Raw genomic sequence first — 10,626 nt, 5'->3', positions numbered from 1 at the left:
CGACTGGTACTACACAGGCATCAACCAGAGGGCAGCCTAGATGAGAAGGACTACGATAGGGACACCATCAGGCATGGGCTTTCGCTAGCCAACGCTCGTTCGTGTCGAAGGATCTCAGCCAGTTCAGTGCACCCCCGTCGGCGCATTCGTGGCGACTTCATTGGCGTCGGTCGCCGCGACCAAAGCGGTGGCGTTGGCATCCGACTCAGTGTCGTTCGTTGCGTCGACTGTTGCGTCGACTTCGGAAGCCGTCGAGTCAGCGTCGCTGCTCGTATCGGTTTCAGAGGCAGCCAGCGAGCTAGTCTCGGAGGATGCCGTGGTAGCGTCGGAAGAGCCAGCGGCGTCAGTCTCCATTTGGACCGTCTGCGAAGTGGCATTCTCCTGCACGGTCTCTACCTGGTCTGCGAAAGCACTCTTTGTGGTTCCGAAGAAAAATCCTGTCACAACCAGTGCCATCAAGATGGACGTCGCTAATAGGCCACGCCATGCGCCGCGTCTTCTTCCTTCGGTCATTGCCACTCCATCCACGAAACTGTCGAAAACCATAAAGCTGGCTTAATACTTTATCGCATGACGCATCGCAAAGATAGCCAAGCCGTGTTAAGAAGCCTCTGGCAATCGCCAGGTGAAAGTGTGGATGGACTATGGGACTAGCCAAGCGCAAAGCATCCGACGCTTGGAAAGCCACAACGATTACTTGCTGTTCTTGTCGTACTCTTCCTTGAAGCCGGAAAGCGCCTGATTCATTCGGCTTAAGCCCACCCCGAAGGCGCGCGCAGCCTGCTTTCCGAGGTCGCCTTGGTTATTCTGCTTCTTTCCTGAGGCGGACTTCTTCTTTGTCGACGCGCTCTTCGATGATGGAGCCGACGATGTGGCCTTCTTTTCAGACGACGCGGGCTTCTTGGCGGGCGCCTCACCCTTTTTACTGCCTTTCTTGGCGGGCGTCGCAGCCGAAGCCTCGGACTTTGCCACATAGGTCTTCTTTTGCGCCTTAGAATCGCTTTTCTGCGATAGCTCGGGAACGGGTTCTGACACCTGCACCGCCTCGGCCTCAACCGGAGGCATCTGCGGCTGCATGGCGGCACGCTCGTCGGACTTTTTCTGCTCGTCCTCCTCTTGCGCCTCGCGCACGGCGCGCTTTGCATTTCCGAGCATCTTGCCGAACGCGTACGAGGCAGGCTCTCCCGCGCTCTTCTCGACAGCGGGCTTATCGGAGGATTCGTCCGAGTTCGCGTCATCCTCTTGCGCCTCACGAATCGCTTTCTTGGCGCCACCGATTGCCTTGCCAAGCGCGAACGAGCCTTTATCAACGGCCTCCGAGGTGGCTTTTCCAGCCTTCTGGCCAAACTCTTGACCGCGAATCTTCGCCTTCGCCGTTGCCTCTCCAGCCTTGGCCGCAAGACCACCGTTCAGTTCAAGATCCGATGCCTTGTCACTGACGACCATACGGCCCTTGGAATAGCCTATCAGCATTGCGGGCGGAATCTCTAACGACCCCACCAGGGCATTTGCCATCCCACCGTCGCCCACAAGGAACTTCGTGACCTTGCCAGTGCTCTCGTCAAACTCGGCATCGCCTACATATCCAAGCTCACGTCCGGACTGCGTGACGGCATCCATGCCGGCCCACATGATGCATGAATCCCACTTGTCCGCAATGCCAAGACGCTCACGGGCTTTTTCGTCGAACGCGTCGTCTCCGCGAATTACACGAACGCCCTTCTCATAAGGGGCAAACGCGTCATAGGCCAAGAAGACGTCATCGCGCTTCACAACTCCTGCCGCATCGGGGCGCTTGACAAGAAAGCCCACCAACGAGCGTCCGTCGTCGGAAAAAACGGCCATGTGGATCTTGCCCAGCTTGCCATAGCGCTCGCCGGCCTTAAGCCCCGGCGCTGTTGGATTGGGGTTCTTGGCGGCCTTGCCGTGCGCCTTCTTGACGACAAAGACCTTCTTTCCCTGCAAGCTAGAAATCGTAAGCACGATGAAGTCCTCCGAGTTGGAAAACAGCGTCGGGCGAGACGCCAGGCTGGGCGCCCCGCCCGAAAGCTCAATATGAATCAGTTGGCGAGAAGCGCGTTACTCCTGCGCGGGGTCCGTGGAAGTGGAGGCATCCTCAACCTCGACGTTCACAGAGGCGGCGGGGGTCTCGTTGGCGCTTGCGGCCTCTCCAGCCATGGTGGCAACGCGGTCGGTCACAGTATCCATGGCATCGCTGACCTGCGAAGACGTAGATGAGACGGCGTCAGAGAGCGAGTCGCGAAGCTGATCCATGCGCTCGCGGGCAAGGTCAACTTTGGCGCGAAGCTCATCGGACTTGGCATCAACGCTGGGGCGGAAATCGCTCACGCGGTCGTTCACGCTGCGAGCGCCGCGCTCGTAGGTGTCGATTGCGGAGTCCCAAGCGTCGTTGACAGCGTCGGCGGCCATAGCGCGGCTCTCAGCGCCCGTGCGCGGGGCCATCATAATGCCGACGACGACGCCGCAGGCAGCGCCAAAGAGGCTACCAAGAACGAAGCTCGCGGTTTTACTCATGACATCCTCCTGTCAGTTGCTGGCGCTGTGTGCGCCGGACTTTCTTCCTGCACTCGCAGCCTGGGTCGTCAGAACGTCGCCAGGCAGTTTGCCATTGCTAGCGAACGGGGCGCGGCCGCGGACCGTTCTCCTTGCCCCACTTGGGCTTTTGGTCTACCGCAGGCTTGGCGACCTCGGGAGAAGCCTCCTGCTGCTCTGCGGGCTCGCTTGCCGAAGGCTCCGCCGCTGCGGGCTCGGCGGATACCTCGGACTCGGCCGCCGCAGGAGCCTCAGAGGACGCCTCGTCGGCAGGAGCGGGCACCGCTTCTTCGACAGACTGCGATGCGGGCGCTTGCTGAGATTGCGGTTCGGGAGCCGGTGCCGCCTCGGGGCCCGTGGCAGCTGGCTGGCTGGCTGTGGCGGCGTCTTGCAACGGAAGCTGCTCGGAGGGCGCCTGCTGGTCCGCGCGCTCTGTAACCGGCGCTTCGGAAGTGGCCCCGTCATCTGCTACGGCAGCGACCTGGTCTTCCGAGGCCTCCACATCCCACTCGTCATTCTCGCCCGTCGGCTCTTCGGAGTCCATCTCGGCATCTGAAGCAGTGTCCTGGGCAGCAGCTTCTTGCTGCGACTCTGCGGGGGCGGTGGGGGCAGCGCCGCCGACGCTCTCGACCAGCCCAACGATTCCGCTCACGATAGCGTTGACATCAGGCTCGGGCTCGCCGCCGCCGGTATAGGCCCACTCCATAATCCACTGGGCGCTGGAAAGTGCGGAGGTCACCAGCACGTCGTCCGCGCAAGGAAACACTACATCATACGTATCGACCTCGTCCTCAACGGGATAGGTGCGACCACATGAGATATCGCCGGCCATGTTAGTGAGCGCGAGAAGCTCAACCGTCATGTGCTCGAGCAGGTGAGGCAGCTCGGTATTGTCGACGGCATCACCAAAGTGTTCCCCCTCGTCGCCCATGCAAACGTGGTCGAGAATCTGTGGCATTAGCTGCTTGATGCGCGCGGTGCCCTCGGGGTCGTCACTGGTCATGAGCGGGGCCTCAGGGTAGACCTGCACGCGAGCGCAGAGGTCCTTTGGGCCGATCGTGACCTTCTTGATGTCAATGACCTGGCTCATCGAAAAAGACCCCTTCCTTCGAGCCCGCCATGCGGGCGATTATACAGACACGCCATTATTGTAATGAAACTGGTGGGGCGCCATCGCGCCGGCACCGTAGACGGAGCCGCTAGCCCTCTTGTTCCCCATTCTTGCCACCAGATGCGCTCTCATTTTCTTCACGAGAAGATTCCTTTTCGTGGGCATCGTCAGCCGCAACGGAATCTGTCGGCTGCTGTTCTTCCTCGGGCTCCTCGCTGTTCTCGACCTTGGGCTCAGGCGCAGTAACGCGCAGCATTGCCACACGGCGACCGCGCATGGACTGCACGCGGAACTTATAGCCGTCCTTCTCGAAAACGTCTCCAGGGCGCGGAAGCTTGTCAGCAAGCTCCAGCACGAAGCCGGCGATGGTCTCGTACTCCTCGTTGTCCTCAACCGGCCAGCCGAGCTCGATGGCGTCGTCGATGGAGAAGCGACCATCGACGAGCCACTCGCGGTCGGAGAGCTGCGTGAGGTACTTGTTGTCAGGGTCGAACTCGTCCTCGATCTCGCCGACGACCTCTTCCACGATGTCCTCTATCGTGATTACGCCCGCAGTGCCGCCATATTCGTCCACCACAATGACCATCTGGTCGTGACTGCTCTGCATCTCAGAGAGCAGCGGGATGATGTCCTTGGTGTCGGGAACGTAATCGGCCTGGCGCATGTGCTGCGAGATGCGGTCTGCACCGCGCTTCTCGTCGATGATTGGGGAGATCAAGTCCTTGATGTGGGCAATGCCCACCACGCGGTCCACGCTGCCGCGGTAGATGGGGATGCGTGAGTAGCCGGTGCGGCGCATCACGGCAAGGACCTCGCTCAAGCTGGAGTCCTCGGGCATGGCAGTCATGTCAACGCGCGGAACCATGACTTCGCGCGCAATGGTGTCGCCGAGGTCGATGACCTCATGAATCATCGACTTTTCCTCATCGGAAAGCTCGTCGGAGTCCGTGACCATGTACTTGATCTCGTCCTCGGAGACCTCTTGGCGGTCTTCGGTCGACTTGATGTGCAACAGGCGTGCAAGACCCTTTTCGCTAGCAGACGTAAGCCAAACCAGCGGCTTGACGGCGCGGGAGAATCCATTGAGGAACCCGGCGACGCGCTTTGAGACGCCCTCGGCGTCGGCCATGGCGATGCGCTTGGGCACAAGCTCCCCCACCACGATCGAGAAATACGACACAACGAGGGTAATGAGCACCGTCGCAAGGCCGTTCGCAAAGCCTGGGTCGAGCCCAAAGCCGGCAAGCCAGTTTCCAAGCGGGTCGGAAAGGCTTGTCGCAGCAAAGGCGGAGCTGAAGAATCCGACAAGGGTAATTGCCACCTGAATTGCCGCAAGAAACTGGCTGGGGTCCTCGGTCATCTTGGCCGCAAGGGCCGCGCGCTGGTCGCCCTCTTCGGCATCGTGGTCAAGCATGACCTTTCGGGCCGTAGACAGCGCCATCTCCGACATGGAGAAGTATCCGTTAACAAGCGTAAGCAGGAAGGTAACGATGATTGAAAGGGCTATGTCCATGCGCTGATGCGCAACCTCCTTGGACGGGGTCAATGAAGAGCGCGGCTCGGCGAGCCGATGGGCGCTCATGCTGCAATTCTATAAGAAATAAGCTCGACGGTTTGCAATGTGAACAATACGAAATCGATTTGCCGTAAGAAGCTTACGTTACAGGAAGTTTGGCCTGTTCGTACTCTTGGACCCAAAGGGCTGATAGCATGACTGTGCATGGTTAATCGCAGCTTAATGGAAGGAGAGCCATGCCCGGAGACGGCACCGACGAAACTCGGAGTCCATGGGACCCCATTCCTGATGTCGAGTGGAATATGGAAATGGGAGATACAGCAGACGGGCTTGGGCCGATATCCGACCAAACCGACGAGGTAATCCCTCCCGACCAGGAAGCTACGAAACTGGTGGCTCCGAGCGTCGATACGGGCGGAGAGACCGTAGCCATGCCAATTGGCGGCGACGATGCCAGCGATGCCGCAGCAACTCCTATAGACGAAGAGCCCACCAGACTGGCAAGGCCACTGTATGGTACGGATCCGATGGCCCGCCAAGACGCTGAAGCGGTCGCCAACGGGAGAACGGTCGTGATGCCTGCTCCGGCACCGCAAAGCAGGTCATCCGTTGAAGACACGACCCCCAGACCGCTGCGAAGAAACCCCAACGCAGGACAATCCCCTCGTTCAGAGCGAGATGGAGAGTCCGATTATGCAGAAAGCCACAGCAGGAGGAAGGAACGAGTGAAAAAGCAGCGCAAGCCAGCACGACACGGTTTCCTGAGTTTCATTCTGTGGATTGTCATGCTTGCCGTGCTTGCACTCTTGGCAATTCGAGCGCTGCCGTCAAGCTACTCCGAGGGGCAGGCCATCCCAGAGCTCGTCTCCTTTGTACCGCTGCTCTTTATTCCACTGCTCGTGATTCTCTTGCTGTCCGGTCTCTGGCACCGGCGCGTGCTGATGACGGTGTGCGTATTTGCGCTGGCAGTGACTACCGTCTGGCATTACGGATACTTCATTCCAACGTCACAGGTAAGCGACTCGGCAGTGTCGAACGTAGAGGCTTCTGCCTCTACCGACGACAGCGCGGCGCGCATCATGACGCTCAACACCTACAACGGAAGCGCTTCCGCAGAAGAGATCGTCAGCCTAGTCAAGGAATACAACGTCGAGGTCCTTTGCCTCGAAGAGCTGACGACTGACATGGTAAGTGAGCTGACCGCCGCAGGCCTGAATGACGTGCTTCCCTACTACGTTATCTCTGAGGGCGCGTCGGAGATCAACAATGGCGGACGAAATGGCATTTGGTCAGCCGAGCCCATGTCAAACGTGTCTGACAACCTGCTTCCAATCAACACGAGCTCGATGCCGGCTGCGGACATCGTCATTGGCAACACTACCGTGCGCGTGGTTGCCGTTCACCCCAACTCCCCTGTTCGCGGCGCCGAGGACGAGTGGAGCGCCGGGCTGTCAGTAATTCAATCGCTGTCGGGATATGACCACGCATACCTGATTTGCGGCGACTTCAATTCGACTTGGGATCACGCGCGATTCCGCGAGCTTCTGGGCGATACGTTTGTCGATGCCGGAGAGCAGAGTGGCCAAGGTTTTCACATGACCTACCCATCGGGAGGCGATTTGCCGTCATTCATTGAGATAGACCACTTCGTGTACTCCAAGGATTCCGGCATTGTTGTGAGCGACCTTCAGACGGAAACGGTTTCTGGAACCGACCACAAAGCACTGATTGGGATTCTTGAGACGTCGTAGCCAAGACTCCGTGCGTAACCATGCGCCGAACTAGCCTTAGTTACACAAAAATTCAGTTTTCTGCACCCAAGTGCCCTTAGTTACACCGAGGATTTGCGAAGCAGAAAGTAGCTTTACCACATTTTGTGGTCTGTTCATCATGCATCAACAATATGTTGTGACATGACGAACATGACTATTTGGGCATCGACCTTTGGCCAGTGTAACTAAACCCACTTGGGTGCAATTTCTTGCGTTTTTGTGTAACTAGGGACGTTTCGGTGCACTAAAAGTCCTTCACGAACAGTCTGCGCACAAGGTCATGCCGTCTTTCCGACTCTGCGCGAGTTAATGCCCGCCGACGAAACCCCATTCTCCGCTCAAGCTCAGCGGTAAACGCGTTGAGCGCGTCCTCGTCTTTAACGATTCCATTGGTAAGCGTTGGCGCCCAGTACCCAGCCGACTCCATGGCGTTCCTTCTACGCTCGTCCTTCGTCTTCTGCTGGGGCGTGAGATGCTCCAGGTCGCTGTCGTACTCTACGGACACGGACTTCGATTCCCAAAGAAAGTCGGGCTTCACAACTCCCTGACCAGCAATCCTCTCTTGCTCCTCGGCGAGCCTGATCCCTTGGTTCATCACAAATCCGCCCAGCTCAGCCCAGCCTTTTCTTCGAGGCAAGCCTAGGTAAAGCGCGACAGCGGTTTCCCTTGGAGAGTTTGAGTTTGGAACGGAGAGCTTGATTGCCTCCTGCGCGCGCTTTGCCCCTCGGACCCCCGATGCGCTCGCGACCCTTGCGTAGTCTTGCAGCTCGCCCATCGTGACAAGCGGTTGCAGGTCGACCGCCCAGCTGAAGTCTTCTTGATTCGAAATCCCGTATGTGCCGAGCATCTCCATGGCAACCGTTGCGACGTCGATTTCGTCCCAGATTCGAGCAAGCTGCACTATCACCGCCGGCATTCGAAACACGGCAATCCTTTTGTCTGCGCGGAAGAGCATCTTTTCGTTCGTCGGTCCCGCCCAATGATGGTCCTTAATAAGAGGGCAGTTGTGGCGTTTGCCCCCAGGCAATAGCACAGCGTCAATCGGCGCTTCGCAGCAGCAGATTCCAAGGGCAGTACGCGCAAGCTCGACAACAGTCTTCCCGCCCGTCCCGAACACCCCGCCCGACTCCAAGTCTGATGAAGCCTTCTCCCCGGGGCGCGCCATGCGGGCAGATCGCCAGAAGCTGAGAGCGGATTCAAACCCAACGAGCAGTTCGGAGGCCATGGGGCACCCCTTTCGGAGGAATGGTAAACAACGGAAGTGGTTGCTGATTTTTTCTTGCCGCGAAAATGGATGGGGCCGACTCGATTTGAGCCGGCCCCAATGCTGCTATGTCACTACAAGCCTACGGTCTATAAGCCCTACCTCTCGCCGGCAGCCCTGCGCTCGGCGTACTCGGCAGCAAGCTTGGTCTGGATGTCATGAGGCACCTGCTCATAGCCGGAAAGCTCCATTTCGAACTCGCCGGTGCCGCGAGAAAGCGAGCGCAGACGGGTAGCGTAGTCGGTGACCTCAGCGTAAGGAATGGTTGCCTCGATGGTTGTCTCACCGGCATTGGCGCCCGTAGCTGCGGACATGCCCTCAACGCGACCGCGCGAAGCGGACACGTCGCCCATCACGGAGCCTGCGTAGCTGTCAGGGACGGTAATCTTCAGGTGGGCCATGGGCTCAAGAAGCACCGGCTCGGCCTGCGCGACGGCCTTCTGGAAACCGATGCGCGCGGCCGTCTTGAACGCCATCTCGTTGGAGTCCACGGGGTGGTAGGAGCCGTCGTATACGGCGACCTTCACGTCAATCATGGGATATCCGGCAAGCACGCCGTCCTTCATGGTTTCCTGAACGCCCTTGTCGATCGCGGGAATGAAGCCGCGCGGAATGTGTCCGCCAACGACCTCGTCCACAAACTCGTAGCCTTTGCCCGGATTAGGCTCAATGCGGAGCCAGCAGTCGCCGTACTGGCCGGCGCCACCGGTCTGCTTCTTATGACGACCCTGCGCGGATGCCACGCGACGAATGGTCTCGCGGTACGGAATCTTGAGCGCCACGGTATGGGCGGTCACGCCAGTGCGGTCTTCAAGACGGTCAAGAAGCACGCTGACCTGCGCCTCGCCAATAGCCGAAATGACAGTCTGCCCGGTATCCTCGTCTCGTGCGACCTTGATGGTGGGGTCGGCGTCAGCCGCCTTCTCAAGGAACTCGAAGATCTTGCCCTCGGAGCCACGCTTGTCAGCCTCAATAGCAATGCGATACAGCGAGTTGGGGAAGCGGAACGACGCAGCCTCGACCTTGCCCGTAACGGACAGGGTATCGCCGGTCATAGCCTCGAGCTTGGGAATGACGCAAATATCGCCGGCGGCGCAGCTCTGGATGTCGGATGTTTCCTTCCCGGTCATAAGATAGAGGTGGCTAAGGCGCTCGGTCTTGCGCGTGCGTGCGTTGATAAGTTCAAGTCCGGGCGTCAGAGTGCCTGCTAAAACCTTCACAAAGGAAAGCTTGCCGTTCTGCGGATCGTTCAGCGACTTGAAGACAAACGCGACGGGACGATCGTCATCCGGCGAGATGTCAAGCTGCTCGCCGTTAACCAGCGGGATGCGACCAAAGTCAGCCATGGTGGGGAACCAGGAGACCACGGCGTCCATTAGCGAAATAACGCCTTCCTCGCGAACGCACGAACCCGAAAAAACGGGGACAAAGATGCGCTCCACAAGCGCCTTGCCAAGTAGCCCCTCGAGCTCTTCCTGGGTTATCTCGCCGCCATCGAGGTACTTCATCATAAGATCGTCATCGGCCTCGACGACGAGCTCGGTCAGCTGGGCGCGAGCATCCTCTGCAGCTGCCTTATACTGCTCGGGGATATCCTCGACAACAGCCTTTCCATTCTCAAGATGACGAGCCTTCATGTGGACAACGTCGACGACGCCGGAGAAAGACTCTCCGGATCCCATCGGGATTGTGACCGCGCCAAGCCTGTTGCCGTAATGCTCGCGCAGCGACTCCATTGCGGTGTCGTAGTCGGCGTCAGGACGGTCGATACGGTTGATAAACAGCACGCGTGCAAGGGAAAGGTCCTCGGCGGCGTACCACAGGCGCGTTGTGATGGTGCCAGGCCCGCTGGAGGCGTCAACCATAAACAGGGCCGTTTCGCAGGCGCTCATGGCCGAGTAGGCGTCGCCGACAAAGTCGGGATAGCATGGCGCGTCGAGCACGTTGATGCGGGTATCGCCCCAGACGACAGGCGCGATAGTAGTCGAAATGGAGAAGCCGCGCTCGCCCTCCTCCGAATCGTAATCCAGCGTGGGCTTGGTGCCGGCGTGGCCTCCCAAACGAGTCGTCTTGCCCGTCAGGTGAAGCATAGCCTCGGCCAGCATGGTCTTGCCCACGCCGCCTTGGCCCACAAGGACCACATTCTTGACCTTTTCAACGCCCTTTGTTGCCATGGTTCCTCCTCAAGCCGCATGCCAAGGCGGCATCGCCGAGGAGAAAACGCGACGGCAACGCCACCGTGCCTTTGCTTCCGCGCACAAGTGCGCTTGCAAATCACCCTACCCGACTGAGCAGCGCGGCATTCGCAGACATCGGGCAGCGTCGGGAAGCGTATGGCAAGCGTGTTGATAAATCTTTAAAGGCGCCCGAGAAGAAAAGACGGGGCTGGGCGAGTGCCCGGTCCCGTCTC

General features: G+C 59.1%; 8 protein-coding genes. 1 reads left to right on the top strand and 7 read right to left on the bottom strand.

Translation table 11 applies throughout. The features are described from left to right. Positions 1-123: 123 nt before the first annotated feature. The 5 genes from ACOYJL_RS08785 to ACOYJL_RS08765 all read right to left on the bottom strand — a co-directional run bounded on the left by ACOYJL_RS08785 (position 124) and on the right by ACOYJL_RS08765 (position 5,177). Positions 124-513, bottom strand: a complete 390-nt coding sequence (locus ACOYJL_RS08785; protein ID WP_433569847.1) for a hypothetical protein — start codon at positions 511-513, stop codon at positions 124-126. Positions 514-693: 180 nt separating this feature from the next. After that, a complete protein-coding gene (locus ACOYJL_RS08780) occupies positions 694-1,983 on the bottom strand; it encodes a hypothetical protein (RefSeq protein ID WP_433569846.1) in 1,290 nt (429 codons plus the stop codon). Positions 1,984-2,079: 96 nt separating this feature from the next. Further along, on the bottom strand, positions 2,080-2,535 hold the full coding sequence (locus ACOYJL_RS08775; RefSeq protein ID WP_433569845.1) for a YtxH domain-containing protein: 456 nt from the start codon (positions 2,533-2,535) through the stop codon (positions 2,080-2,082). Positions 2,536-2,632: 97 nt separating this feature from the next. Then, on the bottom strand, positions 2,633-3,643 hold the full coding sequence (locus tag ACOYJL_RS08770) for a cyanophycin synthetase family protein (protein WP_433569844.1): 1,011 nt from the start codon (positions 3,641-3,643) through the stop codon (positions 2,633-2,635). A gap of 109 nt (positions 3,644-3,752) precedes the next feature. Continuing rightward, positions 3,753-5,177, bottom strand: a complete 1,425-nt coding sequence (locus ACOYJL_RS08765) for a hemolysin family protein (protein ID WP_433569855.1) — start codon at positions 5,175-5,177, stop codon at positions 3,753-3,755. A 728-nt stretch (positions 5,178-5,905) separates the two neighbouring features. Here ACOYJL_RS08765 and ACOYJL_RS08760 point away from each other — a divergent pair. After that, positions 5,906-6,931, top strand: a complete 1,026-nt coding sequence (locus tag ACOYJL_RS08760; RefSeq protein WP_433569843.1) for an endonuclease/exonuclease/phosphatase family protein — start codon at positions 5,906-5,908, stop codon at positions 6,929-6,931. A 265-nt stretch (positions 6,932-7,196) separates the two neighbouring features. Here the strand turns inward: ACOYJL_RS08760 and ACOYJL_RS08755 are convergent, their stop codons facing one another. Then, positions 7,197-7,877 carry a hypothetical protein gene (locus ACOYJL_RS08755; RefSeq protein ID WP_433569842.1) on the bottom strand — a complete coding sequence of 227 codons (681 nt, stop codon included), beginning with the start codon at positions 7,875-7,877 and terminating at the stop codon, positions 7,197-7,199. Positions 7,878-8,314: 437 nt separating this feature from the next. Next, entirely contained in the window at positions 8,315-10,390 is a 2,076-nt protein-coding gene (locus ACOYJL_RS08750) for an elongation factor G (protein WP_433569841.1), read from the bottom strand. Positions 10,391-10,626: the final 236 nt, after the last annotated feature.

The sequence above is a fragment of the Tractidigestivibacter sp. genome, from assembly GCF_050946515.1.
GTDB lineage: Bacteria > Actinomycetota > Coriobacteriia > Coriobacteriales > Atopobiaceae > Tractidigestivibacter.
Note: the sequence above shows the minus strand (reverse complement) of the source record. Positions and strands in the feature narration are given on the sequence as shown.